Origin of the sequence: Burkholderia sp. Ac-20349 (assembly GCF_017104865.1) — a bacterium.
Taxonomy (GTDB): Bacteria; Pseudomonadota; Gammaproteobacteria; order Burkholderiales; family Burkholderiaceae; genus Burkholderia; species Burkholderia aenigmatica.
Genome location: NZ_JAAGPM010000106.1, coordinates 13,815 through 27,384, shown reverse-complemented (window position 1 = coordinate 27,384; position 13,570 = coordinate 13,815). Strand labels below are relative to the sequence as shown.

Sequence of the window (13,570 nt, the reverse complement as noted above, 5' to 3'; positions counted from 1 at the left end):
GAGCGCGTCGTAGCCGTCGGCGACCGGTTCCGCGACGCTCGTGCGGCAGGTCATCACGGCCTGCGTGGCGAGCGAGCGCACGCTCCACACGGCGTCGACCGCCGCGCGCTTGCCGGGCCACGATTCGAAGCGCTGCACGTTCACGCTGACGCGATACACGGGCACGCCAGGCGGGTGGGCGGAATTCGCGACGTCGATCGTGCCGAGCTGCGCGGCGAGATCGTCCGACAGCGCGCGGCGGATCTCGTCGGCGGGCGGCGACGCCCAGCGTTCCTGCTCGAGCACGTCGACCTGCGCGGCGTTCTTCTGCACGACCAGCTGGTTTTTCGCGATCTGCTCGGGCACGCCGACGGACGGTACTTCGATCAGGAACGCCGGGTTGGCCGGCGCGGTGCGCAGCGGCGCTGCGGCGTCGGCCGGGCTGAGCGTGTAGAACCGCGCGGGCGGCGAGCTGCACGCGGCGAGCGCGAGGGCGGCGACAGCCGCCGCCGCGCCGCTCGCGAAACCGTTCACGCGTGTCGTCATTGTTGATCTCCTGGCTTGCCCTTGAGCAGCGATTCGGGGTGGCGCTCCAGATAGTCGGAGAGCGCGTTCAGCGACTGCAGCGTGCGCGTGAGTTCCTTCAGCGCGCCGCGCACGTCGGTCTGCAGCGGCGAATCCTGCTGCAGCGTCGCTTCGGCGGTCGAGAAGGTCTGCTTCGCGGCCGACAGCGTGTCGCGCGCTTCCGGTGCGACCTGCGTGTCGAGCTGCTTGAACAGCTTGTCGGCGTTCGACAGCGCGCTGTTCAGGTTCGCGCCGATCTGGTCGAACGGCACCTTGTCGAGCTTCTTCGCGATGTCGGCGACCTGCAGCTGCAGCTCGTCGAGCGTGTTCGGCACGGTCGGCAGCTCGAGCGGCTGGCGGGCCGTGTCGATCTGCGCGGCCGGCGCCTTCGGGAAGAAGTCGAGCGCGACGTACAGCTGGCTCGTCAGCAGGTTGCCGGTGCGCAGCTGGCCGCGCAGCCCGTGCCGGACGAGCCGCTCGACGATCTCGCGACGGGCCGGTTCGCCCTTGCTCTCGATCGTCTCGCGGAAGCGGCGGCCGAGGCGCTCCGGATAGATGTTCATCGTCACCGGCATCAGGAAGTTCTTCGTCTTCGGATCGAAGTCGATGCCGATATTGGTGACTTCGCCCAGCACGATGCCGCGGAAGTCGACCGGCGCGCCGACGCCGAGCCCGCGCAGCGACTGGTTGAAGTTCATCACGACCTGCAGCGGCTGGCCGTCCGGATCGCGCATCGCGTCGGCTTCGTCGGAGCCGAGCCGGAAGGTCGAGTTGTTCGCCGCGGTCGTGCCGGAGCCCTGGTTCGGCGGCGTCTGGAACGCGATGCCGCCGAGGATCACGGTGGCGAGCGACTGCGTGTTCAGCTTCAGGCCGCTCGAATCGAGCCGCAGGTCGACGCCGCTTGCCTGCCACCAGCGTGAGTTCACGCCGACGTACTGGTTGTACGGCGCGTTGACGAACACGTGGAACGTGACGCCCGTGCCGTCCTTGTCGAGCGAGAAGCCGACCACCTGGCCGACCTGCACGCGCCGGTAGTAGACCGGCGAACCGATGTCGACCGAGCCCAGCGAATCGCCACGCAGCACGTATTGCGTGCCCTTCTGGTCGCCGGTGACGGCCGGCGGCGTTTCGAGACCCGTGAAGTCGCTCTGGGTATCCTGCGAGCGCCCGGCGTCGACGCCGATGTATGCACCGGACAGCAGCGTGCCGAGCCCCGACACGCCGGTCGCGCCGATGCGCGGCCGCACGATCCAGAAGCGCGAGTCCTTGACCGCGAAATCCTCGGCTTCCTTCTTCAGCTGCACCTGGACGAGCACGCGCGACAGGTCTTTCGACAGCTTGATCGTCTTGACCATGCCGATCTCGACGTCCTTGTACTTGACCTGGGTCTTGCCGGGCTCGAGCCCTTCGGCGCTGTGGAAGCTGATCGTGATTTCCGGGCCGCGCTCGCGCACGGACTTGATCACGAGGCCGATGCCGATCAGCGCGGCGATCAGCGGCACGAGCCAGACGAGCGACGGCAGCCAGCCGCTTTTCGTCGAGATCGTCGGATCGGGCGGCCGGGGCGCGTCGTGCTGCGGGCCTTGTGGACTATTCATGGTGATTCCCTGAGGTTTCGACTGGATCCCAGATCAGGCGGGGATCGAACTGCATCGACGCGAGCATCGTCAGGATCACGACGGAACCGAACGCGAGCGCGCCGGGGCCGGCCGTGATGATGGCGAGCGAACGAAAATGGACGAGCGCGACGGTCAGCGTCACGACGAAGATGTCGAGCATCGACCAGCGGCCGATGCGCTCGACGATCCGGAACAGGCGCGTGCGCTGCAGCGGCCGCCAGGCGGTGCGGCGCTGCGCGCTGATCACAAGGATCAGCAGCACGCCGAGCTTGAGCATCGGCACGAGGATGCTCGCGACGAACACGACGACGGCGAGCGGCCAGTCGCCCGAGATCCAGAAATAGATGACGCCGCTCATGATCGTGTCTTCCTGCGAGCCGACGATCGACGCCGTGCGCATGATCGGCAGCAGGTTCGCGGGAATGTACAGGATCGCGGCCGCGAGCAGCAGCGCCCACGTGCGCATCAGGCTGTTCGGCGTGCGGAAATGGAGCGCGCTGCCGCAGCGTGCGCAGTGTGCGTGCGGCTGGTCGAGCGTCTGCACGAGGCCGCACACGTGGCAGCTGGCGTAGCCCTCGCGGGCGGCGGTCGGGATCGTCATCGGCGGGCGGCTTCCGGCAGCGGGGCGGCATCGTCGGGCTGCCCGGGCGCGCGCCCGGCACGCAGGTCGTCGGCGATGTCCCACAGCGTGCGCGGATCGAACATCAGCACGACGGCGATCATCAGCGTGAGCGCGGCGAACGCGAACAGCGCGGCTTCGGGAACGACTCTTGCGAGACTCACCATCTTCACGATCGTGACGAGGATCCCGAGCATGAACACCTCGATCATTCCCCACGGCCGCACGAGCTCGATCGCGCGCAGTACCAGGTTGAAACCGGGCGGCACGACGCCGCGGCGGATCGGCAGCAGCAGGTACAGCAGCGCGGCCATCTCGACGAGCGGGAACAGCACGGTCGAGCAGAACACCATCACGCCGACGATCGCCATGTCCTGGTGCCACAGCGAATCGATCGCGCCGATCAGTGTGGTCTGCACACGATTGCCGTTCACGTCCATTTCGAGGATCGGGAACGCCTGCGCGATCGTGAACGTGATCAGCGCCGCGAGCGCGAGCGCGCAGATCCGCTCGATCTGCGCGGCGCTGTTGCGATAGAGCAGTGCATCGCAGCGCGGACAGCGCGCGGATTCACGTCCGCTCAGGCGCGGTTTGTGCAACAGTGCGTCGCACTCGTGACAGGCAATCAGGTCGTTTCGTTGCATGGAAAAGGCAGTTGTGCGACGGCTGGGGAGACGCGTCGACGGGGCCGGAACCCGCGCCAATCTTACCAAAAGGCCTTTTTCGGTGTGTCAACGATCGTGTGTTCGGTGACTGATCGGTAACATGACAGGAAACCGTCAGCCGGCTGGCGCGCCTGTCTTCAGAGTCCGCGCGCGTCAAAAGGTTGCGGTAGCATGGCGCCCTTGACAAGCGTCGGACCAATTGCCGGCGCGGCTGTTCGCTGAACTGAGGAATCCAAGATGGCATCGAAATCGCTGCCGGCCACGCCGGTACGCTATACGCAGACTGCGATCGCGCTGCACTGGCTGATCGCGCTGCTGATCGTCTGCGCGTTCGCGCTGGGCTGGGTGATGACCGACATCCCCGGCTTCACGCCGACCAAGCTGAAGTACTTCTCGTGGCACAAGTGGATCGGCGTGACCGTATTCGCGCTGGCCGTCGCGCGCGTGCTGTGGCGTGCGACTCACGTGCCGCCGGCGCTGCCGGGCGATACGCCGGCGTGGCAGCGTGCCGCGTCGCACGGCGTGCACATCCTGCTGTACGTGCTGATGATCGTGATTCCGGTGACGGGCTACCTGTACAGCTCGGCGTCGAACATCCCGGTCGTCTACCTCGGCATCGTGCCGCTGCCGCGGCTGATCGACCCCGATCCGGTGCTCAAGGAAACCTTCAAGACGCTGCACGTGTCCTTGAATTACATTCTGCTTGCGCTCGTCTCGCTGCACGTGCTCGCGGCGCTCAAGCACCAGTTGTTGGACCGCGACGGCCTGCTGTCGCGGATGCTCCCCTTTGCCAAATGAAGGATCCCATGAAAGTGTCTTTCTCCCGCTCCATGCTGACCGCCTTCGCCGCGGTGTCACTTCTCGCGTCGGGCGCGGCGCTCGCCGATGTCGATCTCGCGAAGAGCAAGGTGTCTGCCGTGTCGAAGCAGATGAACGTGCCGACCGAAGGCGCGTTCAAGAAATTTTCCGCGCAGGTGAAGTTCGATCCGGCGAAAGCCGCGCAGGGCAGCGCCCAGATGACGATCGACGTCGCGAGCTATGACCTCGGCGACAAGATGTACAACGACCAGGTCGCCGGCAAGGACTGGTTCGACGCGAAGGGGTATCCGCAGGCGACGTTCGTGTCGTCGGCGATCGCGCCGGCGGGCGGCAACAAGTACAACGTGACCGGCAAGCTGACGATCAAGGGCAAGTCCGAGAACGTCACGGTGCCCGTCACGGTCACGCAAAGCGGCGCGACGCAGACGTTCGACGGTGTGCTGCCGATCAAGCGTTCGGCCTTCAACGTCGGTACCGGCGAGTGGAAGGACACGTCGGTCGTCGCGGACGAAGTGCAGATCAAGTTCCATCTCGTCGCCACCAAGTAAGCGGCGGGCTGTCGCCTCACCTGAATGCCGCGCGAGGGCGCGGCGCCGTTCCAAGGAGAAAGAGTTTGAAAAAGCAACTGATCATCGCCGTGGGCGCGCTGGCCGCGTCGCTGTCGTTCTCGGCGTTTGCCGATAGCGCAACGTACCAGTTCGATCCGAGCCACACGTACCCGAGCTTCGAGGCCGACCACTTCGGCGGCCTGTCGGTCTGGCGCGGCAAGTTCGACAAGTCGAGCGGCACCGTGACGCTCGACCGCGCGGCGAAGACGGGTACGGTCGACGTGACGACCGACATCGCGTCGATCCACACCGGCAGCGCGAAGCTCGACGAGCACCTGCAGACGGCCGAGTTCTTCGACGTCACCAAGTTCCCGCAGGCGAACTACAAGGGCACGATCAAGTTCGACGGCGACAAGCCGGTGTCGGTGGTCGGCAACCTGACGATGCATGGCGTCACGAAGCCGGTGACGCTGAAGATCGATTCGTTCAAGTGCATGCCGCACCCGATGCTCAAGCGCGAAGTGTGCGGCGTCGACGCCGTCGGCGAATTCAGCCGCGACGATTTCGGCCTCGACTACGGCAAGCAGTACGGTTTCAAGATGAAGACGAAGCTGCTGATCACGGCCGAAGCCGTCAAGCAGCAGTAACGCTTCCGGCCGGGCCGGCCGCCGCGCCGGCCCGCCGCGAGTACGCCGCCGCGTTCCCGTCAGGGGGCGCGGCGGTATTTTTTTGCGCGCCTATAATCGCCCGAGCGCCGTGCGCGGCGCCGGGCAGGCCGACGGCGCGCGCGAGTGCATCGAACAGAACGTACAACGACAAGGAGATCGCCGATGCATGCCGTCACGCAGTCCCGTTCCATTGCCTCGTCGCCGCGCGTGTGGCGCGCGGTGGTCGCCGCGTCGATCGGCAACGCGCTCGAGTGGTTCGATCTCGTCGTCTACGGCTTCTTCGCGGTGACGATCTCGAAGCTGTTCTTCCCGGCGGGCAACGACACCGTGTCGCTGCTGCTCACGCTCGGCACGTTCGGCGTGTCGTTCTTCATGCGCCCGCTCGGCGCGATCGTGCTCGGCGCGTATGCCGATCGCGAGGGCCGCAAGGCCGCGCTCACGCTGTCGATCCTGCTGATGATGGCCGGCACGCTGATCATCGCGGTGCTGCCGACCTACGAGACGATCGGCGTCGCGGCGCCGGTGATCCTCGTCGCCGCGCGGCTGATGCAGGGTTTCTCGGCCGGCGGCGAGTTCGGCAGCGCGACCGCATTCCTCGCCGAGCACGTGCCGGGCCGGCGCGGCTTCTTCGCGAGCTGGCAGGTCGCGAGCCAGGGGCTCACGACGCTGCTTGCCGCCGGCTTCGGCACCGTGCTGAACGCGCAGCTGTCGGCCGCGCAGATGGCGTCGTGGGGCTGGCGCGTGCCGTTCTTCTTCGGCCTGCTGCTCGGGCCGGTCGCGTACTACATCCGCACGAAGGTCGACGAGACGCCCGAGTTCCTCGCGGCGGAAGGCACCGCGAACCCGCTGCGCGACACGTTCGCGTCGCACAAGGCGCGCCTCGTCGCCGCGATGGGCGTGGTCGTGCTCGGCACCGTCGCAACCTATCTCGTGCTGTTCATGCCGACCTACGGCGTGAAGCAGCTCGGCCTCGCGCCGTCGGCCGCGTTCGCGGCGATCCTCGTCGTCGGCGTGATCCAGATGGCGTTCGCGCCGCTCGTCGGCCACTGGTCGGACACTTACGGCCGCGTGCGCGTGATGATCGCGCCGGCCATCGGCATCCTCGTGCTGATCTATCCGGCGTTCGCGTACCTGGTCGCGCATCCGGGCTTCGGCACGCTGATCGCGCTGCAGGTGCTGCTCGCGTTCCTGATGACGGGCTACTTCGCGGCGCTGCCGGGTTTGTTGTCCGAAGTGTTTCCGGTGCAGACGCGCACGACCGGGATGTCGCTCGCGTATAACGTCGCGGTGACGATCTTCGGCGGCTTCGGGCCGTTCATCATCGCGTGGCTGATCAAGGCGACCGGGATGAAGACCGCGCCGAGCTTCTACCTGATGTTCGCGGCCGTGTTGAGCCTCGTGGCGCTCGTCGTGCTGCGCCGGCGATTCGGATTCCGGTAACCGGGCGGGCGGCGCGCGTCAGTTGCCGACGCGCTCGCACACGGGCTGCGCCGGCATCAGTTGCGGCTTGGTTTCGACGGTCTGCACGGGGCGCCCGGCGAGTGCGGCGAGCGCTTGCCTGAGTTGCCAGTCGGTTGCCGTGCCGAACACGCGCTGCGGCAGCGCCGCGCTCTTCGCCGTATCGATCTTCGCGAGCGCGCGCTGCTCGCGTAGCTTCTGCCGTTCCTTGCGCCCCTTCGCGAACGGATCGGGCGCCAGCAGGTCCGCATACGGCGCACGGGGGAGGTCGGCTTCCCGGTACCACAGCAGCACGCCGTCGACGTCCGAGTCGCGGCGCGGCGGCACGAGCCAGTCCGGCACGACGCCGTAGCCGTCCATCGGGCAGCCGTTCGGCCGCAGGTTGCGCGCATACGTGAAATTCAGGCGCGTGCCGTCGATCAGGTCGACGCCCGTCTGCGCGAGGCCCTTGCCGTAGGTCGGCATGCCGAGCAGCTTCGCGCGGCCGAGATCCTTCAGCGCGGCCGCAGTCGCTTCGGCGGCCGATGCGCTCTGTCCGTCGACGAGCACGACGAGCGGCACGGTGCGCCACCAGTCGTCGGCCTGCAGCGGCGCGAGCGGATCCTGCCCGCGCATGACCGGTAGTTCGTAGTCGGGCCAGTTGGTCGTGTAGCGGCGGCGGTTGGCGTCGCCGCGCTCGACCGTCACCATCGCGGTGCGGTCGCGGCCCGCGAACAGCGCGATGATGCCGATCGCCGCATTGATTGCGCCGCCGCCGTTGATGCGCAGGTCGAGAATCAGGCCTTTCACCGGCGGGCCCGCGCGGCGCGCGGCCTGCACCGTGTCGATGTAGTCACCGACCGCCGGTTCCGGGAAGCTCGACAGCCGCGTGTACAGGATGTCGCCGTCGAGCCGCTTCGCGGTCGCCGGATGGGGTTTGAGGATCTTTCGCACGGGCGCGAAGCTCAGCGTCGCGTGCGACGGGCCGCGCTGAACCGTGAGCTTCAGCGGCACGCCCGCGTCGCCCTTTGAGAGCTTGGCCAGGTCGGCGGGGTCGATGCCGACGACGCTCGTATCGTTCATCGCGACGACGAGATCGTCGGGGCGCACGCCGGCCTGTTCCGCGGGCGCGTCGGGAATCACGTCGACGATGTGCAGCCCGTCGGGCCGCGTCTCGAACACGATGCCGATGCCGGGCGTGCCGTCGCGCGCGCGTCGTTCGTCGTCGCGGCGCTCTTGCTCCTCCTTCGCGTCGAAGAACCGCGCGTACGGCAGCGTCTTGATTCCTGCGTGGGTCGTTGCGTCGAGCAGCGCGCCGATGTCGACGTCGGTCAGGTGCTGCCGCTTCAGGACTTCCACCGCCGCCTTGAGCTCGCAGATCTGCGGCTCCCAGTCGGGCGGGCAGGGCGAAGGCGGCTGGGCGGCGGGCGAGACGGCGCCGGGTGCGGAAACAGAAGCGGAAGCGGGCGGCGGGGCCGCCGGCTGCTGCGCACCGACGGGCGACACGCACGGCAGGAGCGCGGCCGTGACGGCTGCGCAAACGGCAAGGCGAAGTACGACACGCGTGGGAGGCATCATCGGGACCGCACGTTTGAACGGAGGGCGAAGGTGCTGTCCCGCCGACGCGCGGCCGGCAGGCGGCGCGGCGGGACGGTCACGATTGTAGCCGACGCGCGCGACGGCGCAGGGCGAGCGGGCGGCGCGATGCACGGCAGTGGCGCAGCCATGAAAAAAGCCGGCCCAACCGGGCCGGCTTGTCGTCTGTGCCGAAGCAGCGTGGCGCTTAAACCTGTGCGCCTGCGTTCGGATCGTCCGGATCGTGCGCGGTCTTCTTTTCCTTGAGCAGGTCTTCGCGCTTGATGCCGAGCCACATCGCGAGCGAACCCGCGACGAACACCGACGAGTAGATGCCGAACATGATGCCGACCGTCAGCGCGAGTGCGAAGTAGTGCAGCGTCGGGCCGCCGAAGAAGAACATCGACAGCACCATCATTTCGGTCGACGTGTGCGTGATGATCGTGCGCGACATCGTGGTCGTGATCGCGTGGTTGATCACTTCCTGCACGCTCATCTTGCGTTCGCGGCGGAACGTTTCGCGGATCCGGTCGAAGATGACGACCGACTCGTTGACCGAGTAGCCGAGTACCGCGAGGATCGCCGCGAGCACCGCCAGCGAGAACTCCCACTGGAAGAACGCGAAGAAGCCGAGAATGATCACGACGTCGTGCAGGTTGGCGATGATGCCGGCCACTGCGTACTTCCACTCGAAGCGGAACGACAGGTAGATCACGATGCCGATCACGACGCACGCGAGCGCGAGCAGGCCGTCGGTCGCGAGCTCCCGGCCGACCTGCGGGCCGACGAACTCGACGCGTTGCAGCGTGACGTCCGGGCTCTGCGCCTTCAGCGCGCCCATCACCTGGTCGCTCTGCTGCGCGGACGTGAGGCCTTCCTTCAGCTGCAGGCGGATCAGCACGTTGCGCGACGTGCCGAAATTCTGCACCTGCGCGTCGGCGTAGCCGAGCTTGCCGAGCGTCGCGCGCACGGGTTCGAGTTCCGCGGCCTGCTGGTACTGCACCTCGATCACCGTCCCGCCGGTGAATTCGACGGACAGGTGCAGCCCGCGGTGGAACAGGAAGAACACGGCGGCGAGGAACGTGACCAGCGAGATCACGTTGAACACCAGCGCGTGCCGCATGAACGGAATGTCTTTACGGATGCGGAAAAATTCCATGATTCGTCTCCGGGGCCTTATTGGGTCGAGCCCGGTTTCTTCGGCGACACGCCTTGCTGCGCGCGATTGCGCAGCTGCGGCTTGCCGGCGCGCGGCGCGTTGCTCTTCGCGGGGGCGGCGAGCTTCGCGGCGCGTGCCGTGTCGGTCGATTCGTCGGCGTCGGTGAACGACGCGCCGGCAGCGGCGCCTTCCGGCTTCCACACCTGGCCGATCGCGAGCGACTTCAGCTTCTTGCGGCCGCCGTACCAGAGGTTGACGATCCCGCGCGAGAAGAACACCGCGGAGAACATCGACGTCAGGATACCGAGGCAGTGCACGATCGCGAACGCGCGAACCGGGCCCGAACCGAACGCGAGCAGCGCGAGGCCGGCGATCAGCGTCGTGACGTTCGAGTCGAGAATCGTCGCCCAGGCGTGCGCGTAGCCGGCCTGGATCGCGAGCTGCGGCGGCTGGCCGGCGCGCAGTTCTTCACGCACGCGCTCGTTGATCAGCACGTTCGAGTCGATCGCCATACCGAGCGCGAGCGCGATAGCGGCGATACCGGGCAGCGTCAGCGTCGCCTGCATCAGCGACAGCACGGCGACGAGCAGCAGCAGGTTCACCGACAGGCCGATCACCGACACCACGCCGAACAGCATGTAGTACGCGATCATGAACACGGCGATCGCGCAGAAGCCCCAGATCACCGAGTGGACGCCCATCTTGATGTTGTCGGCGCCGAGGCTCGGGCCGATCGTGCGTTCCTCGATGATGTCCATCGGCGCGGCGAGCGAACCGGCGCGCAGCAGCAGCGCGAGGTCGGCCGCGGCCTGCGGCGTCGGCTGGCCCGTGATCTGGAAGCGGTCGCCGAGTTCCGACTGGATCGTCGCGACCGTCAGCACTTCGCCCTTGCCCTTCTCGAACAGCACCATTGCCATCGGCTTGCCGATGTTGTCGCGCGACACCGTGCGCACCGCGCGGCCACCGGCCGAGTCGAGGCGGATGTTGACCGACGGACGCTGGTGTTCGTCGAAGCCGGCCGATGCATCGATGATGCGGTCGCCGGTGAAGATCACGTCCTTCTTCAGCAGCACGGGCGCCTGGATGCCCTGCGTGAACAGTTCTTCGCCCGGCGGCACCGGATCGTTCGGGTTCGGGTGCGTGTTGATCGGGTCGGCGAGGCGTGCTTCGAGCGTCGCGGTACGGCCGATGATGTCCTTCGCCTTCGCGGTGTCCTGCACGCCCGGCAGTTCGACGACGATGCGGTCGCTGCCTTGCTGCTGCAGGATCGGCTCGGACACGCCGAGTTCGTTCACGCGGTTGTGGAGCGTCGTCAGGTTCTGCTTGAGCGCGGCGTCCTCGACGGACTTCTGCACGGCCGGCGTAAACGTGCCGACGACCTGCGTGCCGCCACCGCCGGGCTGGGTCGCCCACTGCAGTTCGGTGATCGACAGCGCGAGCACCTTGCGGGCGTCTTCCGCCGTCTGCGCGTCGCTGAAATTGACGACCACGGACTGGTCGACGCGGCTGACGCCGCCGTCGCGGATGTTCTTGTCGCGCAGCAGCGTGCGCGCGTCGGACGCGTCGGAATCGAGCTTCTTCGTCAGCGCGCCCGTCATGTCGACCTGGAGCAGGAAGTGGACGCCGCCGCGCAGGTCGAGGCCGAGATACATCGGCAGCGCGTGCAGGGCGGTCAGCCAGCGCGGCGACGCGCTCTGCAGGTTCAGGGCGACGACGTACTGCGGATCGTTCGGGTCGGCGTTCAGCGACTTCTGCAGCAGGTCCTTGACGCGCAGCTGCGTATCGGTGTCCTTCAGGCGCACGCGGATGTTCGCGTTGGTCGCCGTGTTCTCGAAGGTGACGTCGTCCGGCGTGATCTGCGCGGAGGCGAGCGCCGATTCGACCTGGGTCAGCGTGGTCGAGTCGAGCTTGACCGTGGCCTTGCCGCTCGACACCTGCACCGCCGGCGCTTCGCCGAAGAAGTTGGGCAATGTGTACAGAAGGCCGATGGCGAGCGCCACGACCATCACGACATATTTCCAGAGTGGATAACGATTCATGAGGGAGCCGAACGGGTGGTTGGCGTGAAAGCGTCGCGTCCGGCGCCGCGGCGGCCCGCTCTCTCAGGCGGGCACGGCGCGGGGAGCCGGACGCTCGGTGAAAGCCTTACAGCGACTTGATCGTGCCCTTCGGCAGAATGGTCGTGACGGCAGCCTTCTGCACGGTGATTTCGGTGCCTTCGGCGATTTCGACGCCGATGTAGCCTTCGGTGACCTTCGTCACCTTGCCCACGAGGCCGCCGCTCGTGACGACTTCGTCGCCCTTGGCCATGGCCGCGAGCATGTTGCGATGCTCCTTCTGACGCTTCATCTGCGGACGGATCATGATGAAGTAGAGCACGGCAAACATCAGGATGAGCGGCAGGAAGCTCATCAGGCTCGATTCGGCGCCACCGGCACCTTGTGCGAACGCGTTGGAAATGAACGGCACGTTGGTCTCTCCGTAAGGGAAGATCGAAAAATAAGCCGGTTATTCTACCACCGGCCCCATGCGCAAACGGATCGGCAAATGCGCTTTCGGATCAAGCTGTTAAAGCGCGAACCGATACCGTTGCGACTTGTTTGGAAAGGCAATTGTAATATTTGGCGGTCGGGTTCGACAGTCGGGACGCGTTATTTAGTACGCGTCCCATGTGACGAGCCGCGGTGCGGGCCGCCGGCCCGTCAGTCGACCCCTCTCGCGCGATCCTCCGCGAAGCGCTGGCGGAACGCGTCGAACGTATGGGTCTCGATCGCGTCGCGGATCTCGCTCATCAGCTGCAGGTAGTAGTGCAGGTTGTGGATCGTGTTGAGCTGCGCGCCGAGGATCTCGCCCACGCGATGCAGGTGATGCAGGTAGCCGCGCGAGAAGTTCTGGCACGTGTAGCACGTGCAGCTCGCGTCGAGCGGCTTCAGCGAGTTCTTGTGCGTCGCGTTGCGGATCTTCACGTCGCCGAAGCGCGTGAAGAGCCAGCCGTTGCGCGCGTTGCGGGTCGGCATCACGCAGTCGAACATGTCGATGCCGTTCGAGACGCCTTCGACCAGGTCCTCCGGCGTGCCGACGCCCATCAGGTAGTGCGGCTTGTTGGCCGGCAGCTTCGGGCCCACGTGCCGCAGCACGCGCATCATGTCTTCCTTCGGCTCGCCGACCGACAGCCCGCCGATCGCGAGGCCGTGGAAGCCGAGCTCGGCGAGCCCCGCGAGCGATTCGTCGCGCAGGTCCTCGAACATCCCGCCCTGGACGATCCCGAAGAGGGCGTTCGGGTTGCCGAGCCGGTCGAACTCGTCGAGCGAGCGCTTCGCCCAGCGCAGCGACATCCGCATCGAGTCGGCCGCTTCCTTGTGCGTGGTCGGCACGCCGTTGGTCGCATACGGCGTGCATTCGTCGAACTGCATCACGATGTCCGAGTTCAGCACCTTCTGGATCTGCATCGACACTTCCGGCGACAGGAACAGCTTGTCGCCGTTGATCGGCGACGCGAACGTGACGCCGTCCTCGGTGATCTTGCGCAGGTCGCCGAGCGAGAACACCTGGAAGCCGCCCGAGTCGGTCAGGATCGGCTTGTTCCAGCCCATGAAGCCGTGCAGGCCGCCGTGCGCGTCGATCGTGTCGAGGCCCGGGCGCAGCCACAGGTGGAACGTGTTGCCGAGGATGATCTGGGCCTTGATCTCGTGCAGCTCGCGCGGCTGGATCGCCTTCACGGTGCCGTAAGTGCCGACCGGCATGAAGATCGGCGTCTCGACCACGCCGTGGTTGAGCTTCACGCGGCCGCGGCGCGCGTGGCCGTCGGTCGTCAGCAGTTCGAATTCGAGCCCGTTCGCCGGGCGGTCCTGCACGGAAGCGTGCGTATCGTGGGATGAACCTTCGGTCATCGCGTCATTCTCCTTGCTACCGGAAAAC

The 13,570-nt window shown here is 66.8% G+C and carries 13 protein-coding genes; 4 read left to right on the top strand and 9 right to left on the bottom strand.

The features are described from left to right. The 4 genes from G3N61_RS27915 to G3N61_RS27900 all read right to left on the bottom strand — a co-directional run. A partial coding sequence (locus G3N61_RS27915) for a PqiC family protein (protein ID WP_205824087.1) occupies positions 1 to 525 on the bottom strand: 525 nt, incomplete at its 3' end. Further along, positions 522 to 2,141 carry an MlaD family protein gene (locus G3N61_RS27910; protein WP_043191148.1) on the bottom strand — a complete coding sequence of 540 codons (1,620 nt, stop codon included), beginning with the start codon at positions 2,139 to 2,141 and terminating at the stop codon, positions 522 to 524. The genes G3N61_RS27915 and G3N61_RS27910, both read right to left, overlap by 4 nt. Further along, positions 2,134 to 2,763: a paraquat-inducible protein A gene (locus G3N61_RS27905; protein WP_089449925.1), complete on the bottom strand. Its 630-nt coding sequence runs from the start codon at positions 2,761 to 2,763 to the stop codon at positions 2,134 to 2,136. The genes G3N61_RS27910 and G3N61_RS27905 overlap by 8 nt, the downstream gene beginning before the upstream one ends. Then, positions 2,760 to 3,425, bottom strand: a complete 666-nt coding sequence (locus G3N61_RS27900; RefSeq protein ID WP_043191143.1) for a paraquat-inducible protein A — start codon at positions 3,423 to 3,425, stop codon at positions 2,760 to 2,762. The genes G3N61_RS27905 and G3N61_RS27900 overlap by 4 nt, the downstream gene beginning before the upstream one ends. A gap of 258 nt (positions 3,426 to 3,683) precedes the next feature. Here G3N61_RS27900 and G3N61_RS27895 point away from each other — a divergent pair, with 258 nt between their 5' ends. The 4 genes from G3N61_RS27895 to G3N61_RS27880 all read left to right on the top strand — a co-directional run bounded on the left by G3N61_RS27895 (position 3,684) and on the right by G3N61_RS27880 (position 6,921). After that, the gene (locus G3N61_RS27895) at positions 3,684 to 4,244 is read left to right on the top strand and encodes a cytochrome b (protein WP_043191140.1); all 561 of its coding nucleotides are present in this window, start codon (positions 3,684 to 3,686) and stop codon (positions 4,242 to 4,244) included. Positions 4,245 to 4,252: 8 nt separating this feature from the next. After that, entirely contained in the window at positions 4,253 to 4,813 is a 561-nt protein-coding gene (locus G3N61_RS27890) for a YceI family protein (protein WP_043191137.1), read from the top strand. 65 nt (positions 4,814 to 4,878) lie between these two features. Beyond that, complete coding sequence (locus G3N61_RS27885; protein WP_089449926.1) at positions 4,879 to 5,460, top strand: YceI family protein; 582 nt, start codon at positions 4,879 to 4,881, stop codon at positions 5,458 to 5,460. 183 nt (positions 5,461 to 5,643) lie between these two features. Then, positions 5,644 to 6,921 (top strand): MFS transporter, encoded by a 1,278-nt coding sequence (locus G3N61_RS27880; RefSeq protein ID WP_043191133.1) that lies wholly within the window; start codon positions 5,644 to 5,646, stop codon positions 6,919 to 6,921. An 18-nt stretch (positions 6,922 to 6,939) separates the two neighbouring features. Here G3N61_RS27880 and G3N61_RS27875 read toward each other — a convergent pair whose 3' ends face one another. From G3N61_RS27875 to tgt, 5 genes are all read right to left on the bottom strand, one after another. Continuing rightward, the gene (locus tag G3N61_RS27875; RefSeq protein ID WP_205824086.1) at positions 6,940 to 8,496 is read right to left on the bottom strand and encodes a S41 family peptidase; all 1,557 of its coding nucleotides are present in this window, start codon (positions 8,494 to 8,496) and stop codon (positions 6,940 to 6,942) included. Positions 8,497 to 8,701: 205 nt separating this feature from the next. Next, positions 8,702 to 9,652, bottom strand: a complete 951-nt coding sequence (gene secF / locus G3N61_RS27870) for a protein translocase subunit SecF (protein ID WP_043191131.1) — start codon at positions 9,650 to 9,652, stop codon at positions 8,702 to 8,704. Positions 9,653 to 9,669: 17 nt separating this feature from the next. Further along, the gene (secD, locus tag G3N61_RS27865) at positions 9,670 to 11,691 is read right to left on the bottom strand and encodes a protein translocase subunit SecD (RefSeq protein WP_043191129.1); all 2,022 of its coding nucleotides are present in this window, start codon (positions 11,689 to 11,691) and stop codon (positions 9,670 to 9,672) included. Positions 11,692 to 11,797: 106 nt separating this feature from the next. After that, on the bottom strand, positions 11,798 to 12,121 hold the full coding sequence (gene yajC, locus G3N61_RS27860; RefSeq protein WP_006476868.1) for a preprotein translocase subunit YajC: 324 nt from the start codon (positions 12,119 to 12,121) through the stop codon (positions 11,798 to 11,800). A 233-nt stretch (positions 12,122 to 12,354) separates the two neighbouring features. After that, on the bottom strand, positions 12,355 to 13,542 hold the full coding sequence (tgt, locus tag G3N61_RS27855; RefSeq protein WP_089449928.1) for a tRNA guanosine(34) transglycosylase Tgt: 1,188 nt from the start codon (positions 13,540 to 13,542) through the stop codon (positions 12,355 to 12,357). Positions 13,543 to 13,570 lie beyond the last annotated feature (28 nt).

Coding starts and splice junctions, on each gene's coding strand:
- G3N61_RS27910 (WP_043191148.1), bottom strand. CDS start 2,141: ATGAATAGTCCACAAGGCCCGCAGCACGACGCGCCCCGGCCGCCCGAT.
- G3N61_RS27905 (WP_089449925.1), bottom strand. CDS start 2,763: ATGACGATCCCGACCGCCGCCCGCGAGGGCTACGCCAGCTGCCACGTG.
- G3N61_RS27900 (WP_043191143.1), bottom strand. CDS start 3,425: ATGCAACGAAACGACCTGATTGCCTGTCACGAGTGCGACGCACTGTTG.
- G3N61_RS27895 (WP_043191140.1), top strand. CDS start 3,684: ATGGCATCGAAATCGCTGCCGGCCACGCCGGTACGCTATACGCAGACT.
- G3N61_RS27890 (WP_043191137.1), top strand. CDS start 4,253: ATGAAAGTGTCTTTCTCCCGCTCCATGCTGACCGCCTTCGCCGCGGTG.
- G3N61_RS27880 (WP_043191133.1), top strand. CDS start 5,644: ATGCATGCCGTCACGCAGTCCCGTTCCATTGCCTCGTCGCCGCGCGTG.
- G3N61_RS27875 (WP_205824086.1), bottom strand. CDS start 8,496: ATGATGCCTCCCACGCGTGTCGTACTTCGCCTTGCCGTTTGCGCAGCC.
- secF (WP_043191131.1), bottom strand. CDS start 9,652: ATGGAATTTTTCCGCATCCGTAAAGACATTCCGTTCATGCGGCACGCG.
- secD (WP_043191129.1), bottom strand. CDS start 11,691: ATGAATCGTTATCCACTCTGGAAATATGTCGTGATGGTCGTGGCGCTC.
- tgt (WP_089449928.1), bottom strand. CDS start 13,542: ATGACCGAAGGTTCATCCCACGATACGCACGCTTCCGTGCAGGACCGC.